The 18185-nt window shown below is 43.9% G+C and carries 13 protein-coding genes; 10 read left to right on the forward strand and 3 right to left on the reverse strand.

What is annotated here, in order from left to right; all coding sequences use genetic code 11:
* Window positions 1–259: 259 nt before the first annotated feature.
* The 4 genes from H1A14_RS06085 (at window position 260) to H1A14_RS06100 (ending at window position 4366) form a co-directional block, all read left to right on the forward strand.
* Window positions 260–1663, forward strand: coding sequence for an ATP-binding protein (locus H1A14_RS06085; protein ID WP_194775324.1), 1404 nt, complete (start codon window positions 260–262; stop codon window positions 1661–1663).
* A gap of 129 nt (window positions 1664–1792) precedes the next feature.
* A complete protein-coding gene (locus H1A14_RS06090) occupies window positions 1793–2923 on the forward strand; it encodes a sensor histidine kinase (RefSeq protein WP_194775325.1) in 1131 nt (376 codons plus the stop codon).
* A gap of 9 nt (window positions 2924–2932) precedes the next feature.
* Window positions 2933–3307, forward strand: a complete 375-nt coding sequence (locus H1A14_RS06095; RefSeq protein WP_194775326.1) for a response regulator — start codon at window positions 2933–2935, stop codon at window positions 3305–3307.
* An 18-nt stretch (window positions 3308–3325) separates the two neighbouring features.
* Window positions 3326–4366, forward strand: coding sequence for an adenylate/guanylate cyclase domain-containing protein (locus tag H1A14_RS06100; protein WP_194775327.1), 1041 nt, complete (start codon window positions 3326–3328; stop codon window positions 4364–4366).
* A gap of 24 nt (window positions 4367–4390) precedes the next feature.
* Here the strand turns inward: H1A14_RS06100 and H1A14_RS06105 are convergent, their stop codons facing one another.
* From H1A14_RS06105 to H1A14_RS06115, 3 genes are read right to left on the reverse strand one after another with little or no spacing between them, the layout of a single operon-like run.
* The gene (locus H1A14_RS06105; RefSeq protein ID WP_194775328.1) at window positions 4391–4750 is read right to left on the reverse strand and encodes a sulfatase-like hydrolase/transferase; all 360 of its coding nucleotides are present in this window, start codon (window positions 4748–4750) and stop codon (window positions 4391–4393) included.
* Window positions 4751–4769: 19 nt separating this feature from the next.
* Window positions 4770–7568 carry an alpha-L-rhamnosidase-related protein gene (locus tag H1A14_RS06110; protein WP_194775329.1) on the reverse strand — a complete coding sequence of 933 codons (2799 nt, stop codon included), beginning with the start codon at window positions 7566–7568 and terminating at the stop codon, window positions 4770–4772.
* On the reverse strand, window positions 7565–9487 hold the full coding sequence (locus tag H1A14_RS06115; RefSeq protein WP_194775330.1) for a sulfatase family protein: 1923 nt from the start codon (window positions 9485–9487) through the stop codon (window positions 7565–7567). The genes H1A14_RS06110 and H1A14_RS06115 overlap by 4 nt, the downstream gene beginning before the upstream one ends.
* Window positions 9488–9803: 316 nt before the next feature.
* Here H1A14_RS06115 and H1A14_RS06120 point away from each other — a divergent pair, with 316 nt between their 5' ends.
* The 6 genes from H1A14_RS06120 to H1A14_RS06145 all read left to right on the forward strand — a co-directional run bounded on the left by H1A14_RS06120 (window position 9804) and on the right by H1A14_RS06145 (window position 17926).
* Window positions 9804–10841: a Gfo/Idh/MocA family protein gene (locus tag H1A14_RS06120; protein ID WP_228527607.1), complete on the forward strand. Its 1038-nt coding sequence runs from the start codon at window positions 9804–9806 to the stop codon at window positions 10839–10841.
* A complete protein-coding gene (locus tag H1A14_RS06125; protein ID WP_194775331.1) occupies window positions 10834–12078 on the forward strand; it encodes a ribulose-bisphosphate carboxylase large subunit family protein in 1245 nt (414 codons plus the stop codon). Before H1A14_RS06120 ends, H1A14_RS06125 begins: the two co-directional genes overlap by 8 nt.
* Window positions 12075–13448, forward strand: a complete 1374-nt coding sequence (locus H1A14_RS06130) for a four-carbon acid sugar kinase family protein (protein WP_194775332.1) — start codon at window positions 12075–12077, stop codon at window positions 13446–13448. Before H1A14_RS06125 ends, H1A14_RS06130 begins: the two co-directional genes overlap by 4 nt.
* Before the next feature lie 182 nt (window positions 13449–13630).
* Window positions 13631–14473, forward strand: coding sequence for a phosphogluconate dehydrogenase C-terminal domain-containing protein (locus H1A14_RS06135; protein ID WP_194775333.1), 843 nt, complete (start codon window positions 13631–13633; stop codon window positions 14471–14473).
* Window positions 14473–16128: an apiosidase-like domain-containing protein gene (locus tag H1A14_RS06140; RefSeq protein WP_194775334.1), complete on the forward strand. Its 1656-nt coding sequence runs from the start codon at window positions 14473–14475 to the stop codon at window positions 16126–16128. Before H1A14_RS06135 ends, H1A14_RS06140 begins: the two co-directional genes overlap by 1 nt.
* Window positions 16129–16132: 4 nt before the next feature.
* On the forward strand, window positions 16133–17926 hold the full coding sequence (locus H1A14_RS06145) for a hypothetical protein (RefSeq protein WP_194775335.1): 1794 nt from the start codon (window positions 16133–16135) through the stop codon (window positions 17924–17926).
* The last annotated feature ends 259 nt before the right edge of the window (window positions 17927–18185 follow it).

Raw genomic sequence — 18185 nt, forward strand, 5'->3', positions numbered from 1 at the left:
AAACTCTTTTTGTCCTTTCATGCCCATTTGCTCAAGACAGGATTGCCTGAGGGGGTAAATTAGCGAGTCTTAGTTTCAAATTGATGGAATTTCTTGTATTTTCAACTTTTACTGCGAACCATTATGAACAGCCATGCATATGATTTAGACGAATAGCCTCTCAAAAGAGAAAAACAGGTATCATTTAGATTTCGGGGTAGTCAAGAAGAACAAACTGTTCAAAATATTAACGCTTAAATTTCAGCCCTTTTTATCCGCTATGAATTTTGAAAACATCATTGCTTTAATTCTCCTCTATTACCTTAGAAAGCCTATAGGTGTGGCCGCCATTAGCCCCGAATGGAAAAATTGGTTGAAATGGGGGATGATTGTCGCGGTGACTACCTTGGTCCTGCAAGCAACCAATCTGCTTCCTGATTTGCTGACCAAGTTCATCGGATTGGCCCTGATTGCCGGAGTGGTATATGCCGTGGTCAATATTGAAGATTTTCATGGCAGAAGGAGTTTGGTATATGCCTTGCTGCCACTGATAGTAATTTCTGTCATTTCAGACATCATAGAATTTGTCAGTCCAAATTGGTACAAAACACTGGAATACCTTTTGGATATCGCTGGATTTTTTGCTTTGATATGGGCCATCAGCATGTGGTTTATTTCCAGAAAGCAAAGGAAGGCTTTGGAACTGGAAAGAAAAAAGGCAGAGGAAAGAGAAAAGGAATTCAGGATCACCGAATCCTTAAAAGCTGAATTGGAGGTACAGGTGGCTGAACGGACGGCTGCACTGACCCAACAAAAGGAAGCCTTGGAAAAGGCCTTGAATGAGTTGAAGTCCACACAAACCCAATTGATTCATGCAGAGAAAATGGCCTCCTTAGGGGAGCTTACTGCGGGGATTGCCCATGAAATCCAGAATCCGCTGAACTTTGTAAATAACTTTTCTGAGGTGAGCCATGAGTTGATCCAGGAAATGCAGGAGGAATTATCCAAAGGAGAAATAGAAGAGGTGAAGGCCATTGCCATGGATTTGGCACAAAACCTAGAGAAAATCAACCACCACGGGAAACGGGCAGATGCTATCGTCAAAGGGATGCTCCAACACAGCAGGAGCAATGATGGAAAAAAAGACCTGTGTGACCTCAATGCCATTGCGGATGAATACCTGCGGCTTTCCTATCACGGACTAAGGGCAAAAGATAAATCATTCAATTCGGATTTTTCTATCGAACTTGACCCTGACCTACCTAAGGTGGAAGGAATTCCACAAGAGCTCGGAAGAGTGATTCTCAACCTGATCAACAATGCATTTTATGCTGTCAATGAACGAAGCAAAAATGCAAAGGATGAAAAGGATCCAAATCTGCAGACCTATAAACCTAAAGTGACCATATCCACCTCAACAATACCTGATTTCAAAGGGAAAAAAGGGGTTAAAATATCCTTATCTGACAATGGGTCAGGGATTCCAGAAAATATCAGGTCAAAAATTTTTCAGCCGTTTTTTACCACCAAGCCAACCGGGCAAGGCACTGGCCTAGGCTTATCTTTGAGCTATGACATTATCAAAGCCCATGGAGGAAATCTTACCCTTAAGTCTAAAGAGGGATTGGGAACCACCTTCGAAATCACACTACCTGGAGTGGATCAGTCAAGGAAAGTATTGTGATGGATTAACAGCAAATAAAATTAGGTAGATAGTCCTGAAAATTCTTGAAAATATTGAAAATATGGGTCTAAATCAGAAAATATCGGAACAATTATGTATTTTACATCCATATTAGACCTTACTTATTGTATGGAAAAAAGATATTATACAGACCAATTAAGGCAATTAACAAAGCGCGTTTTTTGCCTTTTGGTGATGGGCTTTTGCTTTTTTTCTTCAGTGATTTATGCGCAGGTTGAGCCCGTATCAGGACTTGAAAATCAGTCAAATGAAGCCATGCTTCCTTCCATGTGGTGGGTTTCCGTAATAGGTCTGCTCTTGTTGGTCCTATTGATTTTTTTGCTTGGGTGGTGGTTGATTGTGAGAGAAAGAGAACGCACCAAGCAAAAAGAACAGCAATTGCTCAAGGATATTGATAAGGCCCAAGAAAAGCTTCAAGTCATACAACAACAACTGATTCAACAGGAAAAATTGGCCAGTTTGGGCCAATTGGCAGCAGGTATCGCCCATGAAATCAAAAACCCGCTCAACTTTGTAAACAATTTTTCGGAATTAAGTCTTGAATACATTGAAGAAATCAACGAATATTTGGACAAACAAAAAGACGATGAAGTCAAAGCCGAGATCAAAATACTTTTAAATGATGTTTCTGCCAACCTGACTAAAATCTTACAACATGGTTCAAGGGCGGATGGCATAGTTCGATCCATGTTGATGCATTCCAGAGGAGGTAAAAGCATCAAGGAAGCTGTGGATTTGAATGAATTGATCAGAGAGTACGTCAACTTGGCTTTTCACGGAATGCGAGCCAATAAAAACCCCATCAATGTGACCATAGAATATGATTTAGAAGATGGTATGGACAAGCTTTTGCTCTATCCCGAAGATTTCAGCCGAGTAATTTTGAACCTCTGTAAAAATGCTTTTGATGCCATGCGCGAAAAGCTGGATACAATTGCAAAAATTGATGCTTCTGAAGGAAATAGGCCCCCTGCTTATGGTCCCAAATTGTTGGTCCGCAGCCGTGAGATCAAAGATAAGGTGCAGATTCAAATTGAGGACAATGGACCAGGCATATCCGAAGCGATTAAGGACAAATTACTGATGCCCTTTTTTACCACCAAAAAAGGCACTGAGGGAACCGGCTTGGGCTTGAGCATCACCAATGACATCGTAAAAAATCATGATGGCACCTTAGAAGTTGAATCCGAAATTGGAGAATTTACCCGGTTCAATATTTTATTACCAAAAAACACTTAATTGACCCATATGAAAATTTTAATTGTTGATGATGAAAAGGACGTGGAAATGCTGTTTCGTCAAAAATTCAGAAAAGAAATAAAAAACGGAAACCTGGAGTTGGTTTTTGCTTTTTCAGGCGCAGAGGCAATGCGAGTGTTGGAGGAATCCAACCCACCCAAGGTGGTTTATGTGTTTTCGGATATCAACATGCCTGGCATGACCGGATTGGAATTATTGGATAAAATCAAGGAGAAGTATCCCCAGATCAACGTGAGCATGATTTCCGCTTATGGGGATTCGGATAATTATAACAAAGCGATCAAATCAGGAGCGAAAGAATTTTTCACCAAACCCATTAACTTTGATTCTTTAAGAGAAGAAATTAAAGCCTTAATGAATTAAGCATATTACTGACAAGCAATGGCAAAGATTCTCGTAGTAGATGATGAAGCAGATTTGGAAGTACTGATCAAACAGAAATTCAGGCAAAAAATCCGCCAGAATGAATATGAGTTTTTGTTTGCCATGAACGGAAGGGAAGCCCTTGAGCAACTTCAGATTCACAAAGATGTCGATGTGATTTTGAGTGATATCAATATGCCAGAAATGGATGGTCTCACCCTGTTGACCAAATTGAGTGAGCAAAACCTGCTGCTGAAATCGGTCATTGTCTCGGCATATGGAGATATGGACAACATCCGTACTGCCATGAACCGGGGAGCTTTTGATTTTGTGACCAAACCGGTCAATTTTGCCGATCTGGAAATTACGATAGAAAAGACCCTCAAACATGTACTCCAGCTCAAAGAAACGGTGAAGGCAGTAAAAGAAAACAACATCCTCAAAATGTATGTAGATGAGACGGTGCTAAACTTCATGGGGGGAATGGAAATTGAGAAAGCGCTTTTCCACAACCGGACCGTGGAAGGAACAGTGGCTTTTATTGACATTTGCAGTTTTACAGCCATCAGCGAATTTGAGGCAGCAGACAAGGTGGTCGAACTTTTAAACCAGTACTTTGACATCATGGTCAAAGAAATCATTAAGGAAAACGGGGTCGTGGATAAGTTTATAGGAGATGCCGTGATGGCAGTATTTACCGGAGAATACCACTTGGATAGGGCTTTGGATGCCAGTTTGGCGATACGTCAGACACTAAAAAGCGAACCAGTGTACAAAGGCAAGTCTACCTTTGAACCCAAGGTATCTGTAGGAATCAATTCCGGAGAAATGGTGTCAGGCAACATCGGTTCTTCCACGCTGCGAAGGTTGGATTATACGGTAATCGGTGATACGGTCAATACCGCGGCAAGACTTCAGGCTGCTGCTGATCAAAACCAGATCCTGATCTCCGAAAAGAGTTACGAGATGGTTAAAGAATCCTTTCAATGCAAGGAGGTAGGTCCACTGACCCTTAAAAACAAGAAGTCCCCGCTGATCGCTTATGAGGTCATTGCATGATCCAGTACGCTGAAATTCAATTTTTTAAATAAAGCAGGCCCATTTTTCGGAACCTTGGTTGATTGGATCACCTGAAGTTCCATTGAAGCCCAAGCCCCATTTTCCAAAAGCCCCCGTCGCGTAGCCAGCCTCCTTCAACAGTTTGGGAATTGTCATTAAGGTATCGGGCATAGGATACTGAGCCTCTGGCATGACTTCAAAATTGCCCCTGACGGGTGTATGGCCAGTATGGAGACCTGTCATAAATGCCGGGCGTGAGGGTGCACATACCTTTGTGCCTGTGTAGTGGTTGGAAAAAAAATCCCCTTTTTGGCCATCAGACCCAGGTGGGGGGTCAATTTTTACCTGATTTGCCCAACTCAGGCAAAACTCTAGATGAATCATTTCTATCCAGAAAAGAAGCTCATTTTTTTATGCTGATTAAGTTTAACTGACCCAGTTTTCCTCTTGGAGAGATCCTTACCTCGGCTCCCTCAGGTACTGAGTATTCCAGAAAAAGGTTGTCCCCTTTGATTTCCCATGACACATCCACCGGACCTAATGGGTGCATCACTCTTCCTTTAGCCCAGGTAAGACTTTCTGATTGGGGCTGGATTTCAATCAGGTCAGCACTGAAGTCTTTAAAAAAACCCAAGTTTACCCCAAGTGTTTCTGTGGCAAAGAAAAAGGCAGGATGTCCAGTCCATGCATGGCTGGAGGTGCCCAAAACTCCTGTCACATCAAAGTTTTCCCATACGGTGGGTTTGTCATTGTGCAAGGCCATGGGTCCCCAATGCTTGTGGATAAACTGCTCGGCAGTGCCTGCATCCCCAGCTTGATAAAGCAATGAGAATAGATAAAATGAGCTGTAGGGAGAGATTTTTCTTTTGCGGGTTTCCTGCCCGATGTCCTCCAATTCTACTTTTAACCATTCTAAAATGTCATCGGATTGCCTGGAATCACTGATGCCAAACAAGGCCGCCCAAATGCTTGAGCTCAGGTGTTTTTTGGCCAGAAATTCCCCTTCCTTGATTCCATCCTGATAGTTTCTTGCTTCGGTATCAAATAGTACCTCATTGACCGCCTGGCCAAGTGAGGCAGCTTCCGAATCAAAGTAGGCCTTATCTTCCTCTAAACCCAGTTTACCTGACCAATTGGCCATCACTTTTAGGGAATGATGCATCATGGCCTGAAAAGCGGTCATGATGGCGTTCTTTTTATTGATTTCCGACCATTCGATAAATACACTCTCCGTATGAATCAATCCCGCTTCATTTTTCCTGTTAAGGTGATGCCCTAAAAGGCTTTTGTATGCTGGATAATAGGCCTCCACCAAGGACCAGTCCCCAGTATATTGGCTGTAGACGTCCAATGCAATCAAGGTGGCCAGAGGATAATCATCATGTACGTTTGGCTCGCCTTCCCACATCTCTTCCCGATACATGTCCTGAAAAACGTGTAAGGAATGTCTTATCAGATCCATATCTCCACTGATGGCCATGGTGATGGCTTGCTGAGGCAACATATCTCCGGCATAAAGGCCCCTTTCTCGGAAAGGGGTGTCGGTATAGGCATCCTCGGCACACAGCTGCAGGGTTCTCCAACTGGCTTCCCAGATTCGGTCAAACAAGGGATTTGAGCAGGAAAAGCTCCCTGCTGTTTCAAAAGGGTACACTTGCCGGATCACACCCACTTTGCTAATGGTTTTAGGACCTGCTGTACCCCGGATGTTGATTTTCAGATACCGGGCGCCATAGGGTTTGAAGGATTGATAGCGGGTCTGCCCTGCTGCGGTGACAAATTTCAGGCCTGCGCCTATTTGTGGCCGCTTGTATAACCATGGCAATCCATCTTGATCCAGTTCTTCACTGAAGCCTATGTCTATGATGGTGCCTTCAGGAAAATCACCTTCCACAAAGAGATGGCCCAGCTGGGTTTCCCCCAAATCCATAAACAACGTATGTCCACTTGGATTGTCCGGTAAAAGGATCTTACCCGGGACAGGTCCGGCAGGGAGGATTTGTTTTTCCAAATCGGGTTCATACCAAGCCACATCCCTTGCGGGTTGATTGGCTGCTGCCTGATGGATCTCCCAGAGACCTATCTCCCTGATTCGTTCCAAAGGTTGGGTAAGGTCAAGTTCTTGGATCTTTTCATCTATCACCGGATCCAAAGGAGCGAAAGAGCGAAAGGGCTCCAAAGCATTGGTTTGTTGACTCGAGGAGATGACCAATCCTTTATCTTTGGGCAAGGCCATGTAAAAATCCCAGGTTCCCCAGATGATGCGATTTCGGACCAAAAAGGAATTCCAGCCTTTTTTCAAAGGCAAAGCATGGTCCTGCCGGTAATTGTCCCTGGATTGGTTTGGTAGCTGTTTTAATTTTTTTCCGTTCAACACATGCTCTCCCCACCACAAGCCGGCGGTTACCACTTGTTCACGGGGAGAATAAATAAAGGTATAGGCCAATCCCATGTAGGGTTTACTGTATTCCCGGATGTTTTCATCTCTGGAAGGGATCCGAAATGAATGGATTTCCTCTACGTCCAAAATGGGATAAACCCCAAAGGTCCTGATGGCCTGAAGCTCCTGTTTGGTCAAGGGGGCAATGGGTCTAGGTGCCATTTCTCCCCAATTGTTTTGACTACTTAATTTAACGGGTATTTGCCAGCCTTCAAGGTTCTGTTTTGTGTCTAGCCATCCCTTGTCTTTGCTACTGTCCCAGCTTTCTATGGGCCCTTGGGCAAATGAAAAACGAGGCGTAGTCTGATCATAACCCAAGGACTTGCGGGCCCGCCAGCTTTCTGTATCCAAGCTTATTTTTTGGTCGGGGGAGGTTATTTCTCCCCAAATGGCCACCCCCCCATGGTAATCGAACAATTGGAAAGTTTCCATTCCATTACATAGTGCCAAAACCGTGATGACATTTTCTCCGGTTTTTAAATAAGGGATGAGGTCATGGGTATCAAAATAGGGATGGGCATGAAAAGACCTGACCGGACCGAAACCCAGATAGCTCCCATTGACATAGAGCACATACCTGGAATCGGCATACAGATTTAATTCTGCCGAATCAGGAAGCTTGTTCAGTTGGAATTCCTTTCTGAAAAAAACATATTCATTGCGCTCGGCACCGGATTCCCTGATCCAATACAACGATTGTCCACTGGCCATGTTGCAAACCAAAGCCAGCAGACTAAGGCAAAAATATTGTCGAAATTTCATTGACCTTTACTTTTAAATTCATCTAAAATCCGACTTTGAACCCTAAAAGGATAGCCAAACTGCTCAGAGTAATTCTCTTCTGACAAGTTTGAGATTTCTTGGATGAAGAGGGGCATAGGCTCATTTAAAACCTCAAGCGTATTCAAAGTTCTCAGCAATACATATGAGCTTTGTGTGGCCATGCTTTCCCTGAAGAGATCAAGGGCGGTTTCCTTTTCTCCCATGATGTAGCATGCTTCTGCTAAGGCCACCTTCACATCTCCCGAGGTGGTTTCAGTCATATCCATCAAATCCTGCTTCATATCAGAGGGATCATCCATCATTCTTACCCCCAATATGCCCCAAAACTGAAAAGCAGGGTTTTGATGATTCAAAAGTGCTCTGATGTCATCAGGATACTGGTTTTGTGTCATTTTAAAGACACTTCGAATCAGGCTTTCCAGCGTATCTGAGGCATACATTTGATCGTATCTCAGTCCCTCGTTGAGTCGCTTTTGGTATAGCAATCCTTCCGGAACAAAGCCCAGGTCATTGATCGAGATGAGGTGATCCAACAAATCTGAACGCATGGTCTCCAAGGTTTCCTGATAAGCAGGATCCTGAGCCAGGTTGTACAATTCAAAAGGGTCATTTTCTGTGTCATATAAAGCCTCAGATTCCCGGCTTTCCCAAAATTGACTTGTCAGCTCGTTGCACTTGCCCTCGAGGTAATGCTTTTCCCAAGCAGGCACATGGGCTGCTTTCCAGAGAAAACTCACCTTTTGCCCCGAGGGTCTAAAGGGCATAAAATTTTTGGTGTAGCGGTATTTTTTGTCCCTTATGGTTCGGACCAGGTCATAGGCTTCATCCATACGGTCCCGAAATCCAAAAGCATAGGCCGCTTCTTTTTGGGGATTTGGTCCCCAAAAGGCCGCTCCCTGCATGTGGCCTGGTTTTTCCAGTCCCGCCAAATTCAAAATACTGGGCGTGATGTCCAAAAAAGTAACCAGTCTGTCGGTAACGGTTCCGGGGGATTCAGGAGCAAGGTGCTGGTATTTCTCTGGAAACCATATGAACAGTGGGACTTTAAGTCCTGTTTCAAAGGGAAAGCGTTTGCTTCTGGCCATGACGCCTCCATGATCACTGGAATAGATGATGATGGTATTGTCCAATTCTCCAATCTCCCGGAGATGATCGAGAAACATTTTGAACTCGTGGTCCATCATCTCCATCAATTCAAGGTATTTTGCCATGTCAGACCTCACTTCTGGAATATCCGGAAGATATCCTGGAATGGAAATCTCGGCTGGGTCAATGGGGTGCAGACTTTCCTCAAGCATGTCCAACTCCTCTTGGGGCAAATGGGCAAAAGTAGACCTAAAGTAGTCTCTTGCCTTATCCTGTCCATGGAGCTTATCCTCATGGGTCATCCAAGTATTGTAAAACATAAAAAAAGGCTGATCGGGTGTCCTTTCTGCCAAGGCCTCATCCATGGCCCACCAGTCATCTATATGCCAACTTTGGTCGTCCCTATCAATGTTGTAATCTCTTTTTTTCCGGAGAGAATTGAAATATCCCGCCTCCTTCAGGTAACTGGTAAAATATCCGATCTGGTCTGCGATAGCTACATTCGAGCGCATATGTTGGGATCCCATGGTTACCGGTAATACGCCTGTGATGATGCCTGATCTGGATGGAGCACAAACAGGTGCATTGGAAAAAGCATTGGTGTATAGTATCCCCGCCCTTGCCATGCTGTCCAAGGTGGGCGTCCGCACAAACGTGTTTCCATAGACACCCAAATAAGGGCTGTTGTCTTCACTGACAAACCAGGCAATGTTGGGCCTTTGGATTTCTTTTTCTTTACAAGAAAAAAAAGCAAAACCAATCATCAGGCAAATCAAACAATATCTAATCGAACGTTCTATTGGTTTGGGCATAGCGCTTTAGGGATTAACGGATAAGGTTAAAAATACAAGCAAATGTTTCGGAGACTTTCCTGTACTGTCTTTTTGATGGAAGACCTATTGGTAAAGTGAATACCAGCAAGTTTTTACCTCTACCCTTCCAAATGGAGCTTGATTTCCTTATCTTATTCAATTAATTTTTAACTCAAAATGATACGGATATGAAAAACAAAGCTGCTTTGGTTTCCCTGTTCCATAGGCAATTTACAATTTATAACATGTCATCCATCTACATGCCGGATCGGTATTCAATTAAGTTAATGGGTTTGCTGTGTGATTAACTTAAAAAATGATGGAAGAAAAGCTAAAATTCGCGGTACTAGGGACAGGTTTTTGGTCTGATTTCCAAATCAAAGGTTGGCAGGAAATAGAAGGAGTTGAATTGGTAGCCCTTTGTGACCCTGAAGGCGACAAAGCAGAAGAGTCAGCCAAGAGACATGGAATAAATCGTTTTTATCAAGACGCTTCAGCACTCTTAGAAAATGAAACTTTAGATTTCGTGGATATCATCAGTAGCATTCCTTCCCATGCACAGCTTGTGCGCTTGGCTGCCAAAAAAGGTGTCCACGTCATTTGCCAAAAACCCATGGCGGAAGACTTTCAAACTTGCAAGGAATTGGTAGAGGTCTGCCAAAAGGCAGGGGTTCAGTTTTTCATTCATGAAAATGCCCGGTTTCAACTTCCGATTAGGGCTTGCAAGGATTTGATTCAAAACGGTGAAATCGGTCAGCCTTTCAAGGCCAGATTGACTTTTTGCTCTGGGTTTCCGGTCTTTGAAAATCAACCTTCACTAGCTAATTTGGATCAGTTCATCATTTCTGACTTGGGTGTACATTTATTAGATACGGCACGTTTTCTATTTGGGGAGGTTGAGCAAATCTATTGTCAGACCCAGAAGGTTAACCCCAAAATCAAAGGGGAAGATGTAGCCAATATCCTGATGCGGATGCAAAACGGGATCGATTGTTTTGTAGAAATGTCCTATGCCTCCTATTTGGAAAAAGAATCTTTTCCTCAGACGCTCATGCTCATTGAAGGAGATACCGGTTCGATGAGACTGGACCACAACCATCTCCTTACCCTAACCCAAAAAGGCAAAGGAAGCAGCAGCTGGAAAGTTGATCCACCGGTTTATGCTTGGGCTGACCCGGATTATGCTCTGATTCATTCTTCCATTGTTGCTTGCAACCTCAACATCTTGTCAGGCCTTCAAGGCAAAGGAATAGGAGAAACAAGCGGCGCTGATAACCTGAAAACCATGGAATTGGTATTTTTGTCTTATGATTCCGCTCAACATAACCAAGTGATGAAACCTAAACATGGATAGATTTACCGCCACTTATTGGATAGAAACAGATTTTCCCTTAGAAAAGGCCATCAACATGATGGCGGGAGAACAGTCTACAGGAACATTTGTCAAAGTACCAGGAGAAACTTCTAAGGTTTTGGAGCAGTTTGCGGCCAAAGTGGAAACCATCAAGGTTCTTGGAGAAGTGAAAGCACCTTCTCTACCCTTTTCCAGAAGATTCGGAGGCCCTATTCTTCAGGCAGAAGTCACTCTTAGCTGGCCTTTGGCCAATGTGGGGTTTAATTTGTCCAATCTGATGGCCACTGTTGCTGGAAACCTGTTTGAATTAGCGCCTTTTTCAGGTCTCAAATTATTGGATATTTCAATTCCAGAGGCTTTCAGAAAAAAATATACTGGATCCAAATTTGGAATAGAGGGCACTTTTCAACTGGCCGGCGTGCAAGGAAGGCCTATCATAGGAACGATCATCAAACCCAGTGTAGGGCTAGACGCCAAATCAACCGCCCAACAGGTCAAAATTTTGGTGGAGGCGGGCTTGGACTTTATCAAAGATGATGAATTGATGGGTTCTCCCACCTACAACCGGTTTGAAGATAGAGTGAAAGCAAGTATGAAAGTGATAAATGATCATGCCCTGCGAACCGGGATCATGCCGATGTACGCATTCAACGTAAGCGGTTCGGTGGATGAGATGCTTGCCAGGCACGATTATGTATTGGAACAAGGAGGTACCTGCATCATGGCGAGCCTCAATTGGGTGGGGTTGGCTGCATTGGAAAAGTTGGCCGAACACAGTCAATTGCCTATCCATGGACATCGCAATGGTTGGGGACTGTTTTCCCGCCACCCTGCAATAGGGATTTCCTTCACTGCCCTTTCCAAGATCTGGCGCCTTGCTGGAATTGACCATCTTCATGTCAATGGTTTGAGAAATAAATTCTGCGAACCGGATGAGTCAGTGCTTAAGTCCATCCAAGCGCTACAAAGCCCGCTATGGACAAAGTCTGATAGGGCATTGCCCGTTGTTTCCTCCGGGCAATGGGCCAGCCAAGCTTTTGACACCTATAATGCGGTTGGCAATACAGAGTTGATGTATTTGTGTGGTGGGGGTATTATGGGTCATCCTGATGGGATGGTTGCCGGAGTAAACAGTATCAAAGAGGCATGGCAGGCCGCGATCGAAGGACTTGATGCAGCTGCAGCCCAGGCCAAGTTTCCCAGTGTCAAAAAGGCTTTTGAATTTTTTGAAAAATGAATGAACAACAAATACTGCTCAGCTACTACGGAGATGATTTTACCGGATCAGCAGATGTTTTGGAGGCACTGAGTCTGAATGGTATTCCTACCATCCTTTTTATTGAACCCCCAAAATCCAATGATATAGCTAACTTCACCTGGAAGATAAAGCCCAATGAAAAAAGCAAGTGGCTGGCATTTGGCGTGGCTGGCATCGCACGTAGTTTGGATCCAGAGGCCATGGAGGCCGAATTGGATCCCATATTTCATAAATTGAGCAGGATACCGAGTAGGTTTTTTCATTACAAAATATGCTCTACACTGGACAGCTCTCCGAAAACAGGAAACATCGGTAAGGCGATGGAGATCGCCGAAAAGTATTTTCCAAGTTCTTTTATACCCATGTTGATGGGACTTCCTTTGCTAAATAGATTTGTGGTTTTCGGTCACCTGTTTGCAAAAATCGGAACTAAAACCTACCGACTCGACCGGCATCCGGTCATGTCCAAACACCCTGTGACCCCCATGGATGAAAGTGATATTCGGTTACACTTGCATAAACAAATGGATAAGAACATGGCCTTGGTAGATTATTTTGACTTGGAAAATGTGTTGGAATTCACTCCTCAGCGTCTTTCCGGCGATTTCACTTATCGGGAAAATCCACCACTTATTCTTTTCGATACCTTGGAGCACAACCACCTGAAGCTCATTGGAGAATGGCTGAATGCCTATGGGAGAAAACAGCACCAGCTGCTTTTGGGATCCTCTGCCATAGAATATGCCTTGGGGGAAGTCTTTGGGAGGAAAGCAGAAGAGGTGAAAGACCACGGACCAACTTCCTCAATGCTGATAGTTTCGGGTAGTTGTTCTCAAACCACCGCTGACCAAATTACCTATGTCCAAAATTTGGGATATGTTGGGATAAGGTTGAAAATCGAACAGCTCCATGATAGAGTTTCGCTTGAAACGGAGAAAAAAAGAGTTATTCAATTAGCTGTAAACCATCTAATGGATGGTAAGCATGTGGTAATTTATTCTGCTTTGGGGCCAAATGATCCGTCGGTGAGGAATACCATGGAAGCCGGTAATAATTCATTGGAGCCTCATTTCATTGCCAAAACCCAAGCCAAAATTACGCTGGCTATATTGAATCAAACTGAAATCAAACGCCTGGTTACTGCCGGGGGGGACACCTCCGGATACATTCTCAAAGAGCTTGAGATCCAAGCTTTGGAATTTATTCAGGTGTTGGCACCCGGTGCTCCGATGTGTGTGGCCCATTCCAGATCCAAAGCCATAGATGGGTTGGAAATAGCCATCAAAGGAGGGCAAAATGGGACGGTACAATATTTTGAATGGGCGCAGAAAGGAGAGGTAAGGGAATAGAAAGGTTTATAATTTAACATTCATCAATCACCAAATAAAGCCCTTAAATTTAAAATCCCTAGTGGAAAAACTTCTTTTCTTCCTATTTGATGCTTAATTTAAAAGGTTGAGAAATCCTAGAGTGCCCAAGAAAGAAGTCCAAGCACAATTACAAATAACAAAATAACCTAAATTCAGTAAGTATGGGTATTGAGAAACTCAAGGTCACTTTAATAGGGGCCGGAGGGAAAATGGGATATCGCTTAAGTAGAAACCTAAAGGACCACAAGGCCTATGAGGTCCGCTACATTGAAATCCATGATGAAGGTCTGAAAAGAATGCAAGAGCTAGGGATACAGGCAACTGAAGCCTCGGCATGCATTCATGATGCAGATGTGGTGATTTATGCCGTTCCGGATGTAGCCATAGGGGAAGTAACCGCTCTCTATGTGCCTAAAATGAAAAAGAAGGCCATAGGCATGTTTTTGGATCCTGCGGCTCCTTTGGCAGGTCACCTCGCCCAAAGAGCCGACATCAGCTATTTTGCCAGTCATCCCTGCCATCCTTCCGTGTTCAATTGGGAGCCGGATGAAGATGCCCATTATGATTATTTTGGAGGGATTGCTGCCAAACAAAACATTGTCTGCGCCCTGATCCAAGGACCTGAGGAACATTATGCCATAGGAGAAGAGCTTGCCAAAGTCATTTATGGTCCAGTGTTGAAAAGCATAAGGGTAACCATTGAGCAAATGGGAATTTTAGAACCGGCACTTTCAGAGACTTTTTGCGGTGCCTTGATCACTGTGTTAAAAGAAGGGGCAGATGTTGCCATAGCAAAGGGAGTCCCCAAAGAGGCGGTATATGAATTTTTGCTCGGCCATATCAACATAGAACTCGCCCTGCTGTTTGGACAGCTTCCCGGCGGTAAATTTTCTGATGCGGCCATCAAAGCCATCGAAATAGGAAAGGGAAAATTATTCAAACCTGATTGGAAGGAAATTTTCGAACCTGATTCTGTTAAAGCTCAAATTAAAGCCATAACCTGATGAAAAACTGTTTTCCGATCGTCATAATCATACTTATTTTATTTACCTCATGCCAACAGGAGGAAGAGATTCCAGTGATAAGCCAATGGGAGATTTATGAAATTCATCTTGAATCAAACCAGAATTTTGAAAATCCCTACACAGACGTTGAGCTGTATGCAGAATTTACAGATGAAGACGGGGAAACTTTGCGCAGACCTGGATTTTGGTACAGTGAAAACAAATGGAAAATCAGGTTTGCTCCCACTAAAGCCAACAAGCATTATACATGGAAAACTTTTTCCTCCGGGGAAGTATCCGGTTTACATGGAGCAACTGGATCTTTTGAATCCAAACCATATGAAGGTGAAAATGCTTTATTGCAAAAAGGGTTTTTGACCATGTCTCCTGGAAAAAGAAATGTAATTCACCAAGACGGAACCCCTTTTTTGGTAGTGGGAGACACCCCATGGGCCTTACCCTTTAGAGGAACTCCTTATTCTGTGAGAAAATACGCCAAAGACAGGAGTGATAAAGGCTTCAATGCGGCCTTGCTCATGAGTGTGCAACCTGATCAAAATGCAGAAGGACCGGATAACCGCAGAGAGGACCTTGGATACTGCCGAGCCTTTTATGATATCAAAGACGGTCATTTAAATAAAATGAACCCCGGCTATTTCAAAGACTTGGATTCCCTGCTTTTGATCCTACACCAGCATGAGATTGTTCCGGTATTGCAACCTGTTTTTCAGGGCTTTGGATGGAAAGGTAAAAATGCCTTAGGTAGAACAGCCGATCCTGAAGAATACAAGCGATATACCAAATACCTCTTGGCCAGATACGGTGCCATCCCGGTCATGTACCTGGTATCCGCTGACGGCAATGGAAAAGAACCAGCCATAGAAGTAACCGGAAAAATGCTCGAAGAATGGGATTGTTACAACCAACCCAGAGGCATTCATTATTCACCTGCTGATGACTATGTCCCAACTTGGCACAATGGGGAACCAGAGGATTTCTACCTACACCATAACCGATCTTTTCAAGAAGCATCCTGGCTTGATTTTCAATGGGCGCAAACCGGTCATGATGGGGAACATTTGTTGCATAAAGTGGAAATCATGTTCCAGAACAAACCCACCAAAGCGGTGGCCAATGGAGAGCCTACCTATGAACGGATGGGAAACATGGAAAAGGCAACCGGCTGGTGGCAGGGCCATGAGGCTTGGTCTCAGTTGACCTCAGGGGGCACCATGGGTGTGGTGTACGGGGCTGCCGGACTGTGGAACTGGAAGCTCCGCTCAGAAGAGCCAGGTTTTGATGATTGGTCCACCACCAACGCTTCATGGGATGAAGCGATCCGTTTTGAAGGCAGTCAGTATCCCGGACTTCTGGGCAAAGCCTTGAAAGGGTATGATTTGGCTGATATGGCGATAGGCCATGAATTGACCGATGGACACAAACTTTTGTACAAAGCAGGGAAGTTTTACCTGAGTTACCTTCCGGAAGGGGGAAGTATCACGATCAATTCGCTCCAAATTGGACTTCCAGTCCGATATTTAAACCCAAAAACCGGTGAAACTTTGGATCAAGGCAAAGTGGAATCCGAATCCCAAACCTTTCAAATGCCAGATGAAAATCCATGGGTACTTCTGATAGGGGAAAAGCAAGGCTAAGTCCATGAGGAAACAATTAAAAGCAGGGAACTTGAATGTCCTGTATCAAGATGGATTTCTCCGATACATTCAATGGGGGGATCATGAGGTAATCCGCATGATCAACCATGCCGTGAGGGACCACAATTGGGGAACTGTACCCATGCAGATTTCCAAAGAAAAGGTCATTATCAAAGACAAAAGCTTTCAGATTACTTATCAGGGGAAATTTTTGACCAACGACATTGATTTTGATTTGGAATGCACCATAGTGGGCAGTAAAAAGAGTGAAATCAGTTTCAGCTATCGGGGCATGGCCAAAAGCCGTTTTAGGAAAAACCGTATAGGTTTCACTGTGATGCACCCGATTGCCCCATGTGCAGGTCATCCTGTCACCATAACTGACACAGAAGGTGGAGAAACTAGGACAGAATTCCCAAGAAGAATCAGCGCCCATCAACCTTTTAAAAACATCAGTAAAATGGTTTGGTTTGTCGGACAAGGCGGCAAGGCTTTCTTAAGTTTTGAAGGGGATGTATTTGAAACCGAGGATCAGAGAAACTGGACTGATGCTTCCTTCAAAACCTACTGCACACCCTTGGATTTACCTTTTCCGGTTCAGCTGAAGGAAGGGGATCTGGTAGAGCAAAAGGTGGTTTTGAAATTCGAAACCAGGGAGGCCCTCGAAAGGGTGGACAAACCCATAGTATTCAAAACCTACAATGAACTCATTGAATTTCCGAATATCGGCGCGGTCATGGAATTGCCCGGAAATGGTGAAAAATTGATACAGGGGATAAAAGATATCGGTTTGGATTATGTCAGGATTGATTTCCCTTTGGATCATCCACTGGATTCGGCTTTGACCAAGATAGCCCTGGCCCAGCAATTGAAACTCGGGGTTGAACTGTGTGTATTTACGGATCAGCATGATTTTGTGGACCAATTGACGGTATACAAGGACCAATTGAAAAGTGTCAAAACTATGGTGCTATTTGGTGACAGTTACAAGACTACTCCTGCGTTCATTACCGATCAGGTGCCTCAGGTAAGAGAATTGTTTCCAAAGACAGAAGTTTTTGCGGGTACAGATGCCTTTTTCACAGAACTGAACAGGGAACCTGTCGATGGCCGTCATGTATCTGGGGTCAGTTATTCCATCAATCCTCAGGTGCACGCTTTTGATGACCTTTCTTTGATAGAGACCTTGGAGGCACAGGCCTACACCGTTGAATCGGCCAAACAGCTTTTTCCGGGTAAAAAAATCAGAATCTCCCCGGTCAGTTTCCACATGCGCTGGAATCCTAATGCCACAGATTCAGGAGATGGGCTCAGAAAGCCAACGGGAGGGAAGGACCCAAGGCAGTATTCTTTTTTTGGAGCATGTTGGTTTTTGATCAGTCTCAAATACCTGGCAGAATCTAAGGTAGATGCCATTACTTATTTCGAGACCACCGGAGAAAATGGCTGGATTAAAAATGGGATCGATCCGGAAGAAGGCATTCAGCGCTCCCCTATATATTATTTTTGGCAGGAATTGAATGGGTTCAAAAAGGCAAAAATTAGAAGAATAAAAAGCGAGCAGCCACTTTTGGTGGATGCGATTGTATTTGAACAGGAGCAGAGAAAAATTTGTCTGGTAGTCAATTGGAGCAAAAAGGACCTGACAGTGAAACTGCCGGCAGGCTTTGTTCCCAAGCGCTTTACGGACAAAGCCCATGAAAAGCTGGGAATTCTGATGTGGGGGAAATGGAAAGGAAATCCCGGGACTGTTTTCGAAGTGCTTCCACAGAGCATTACTTTGTTTGAGAAAAGCTGAGTTTTTAAAAAGAATAGAGTGGATCAGTAGGTCGATTTTTTTTGCTCACAGATTACACAGATAGGCACAGATTTTTTTTGAAGGGTTTTGAATTAGGGAGAATGGAATTGGCGTCTATGGGAAATTTGTAAATTAATTTTTTATGTTTTTTTTGCTCACAGATTACACAGATAGGCACAGATTTTTTAAGTAGGGAATGGTTGCCTAGAAGGCGTGTAGGCTCAAAGGGTTTTTCTCAGATTTTTTTGAGAAATCTAAG

Source organism: Pararhodonellum marinum, from assembly GCF_015354735.1.
Lineage (GTDB): Bacteria > Bacteroidota > Bacteroidia > Cytophagales > Cyclobacteriaceae > Pararhodonellum > Pararhodonellum marinum.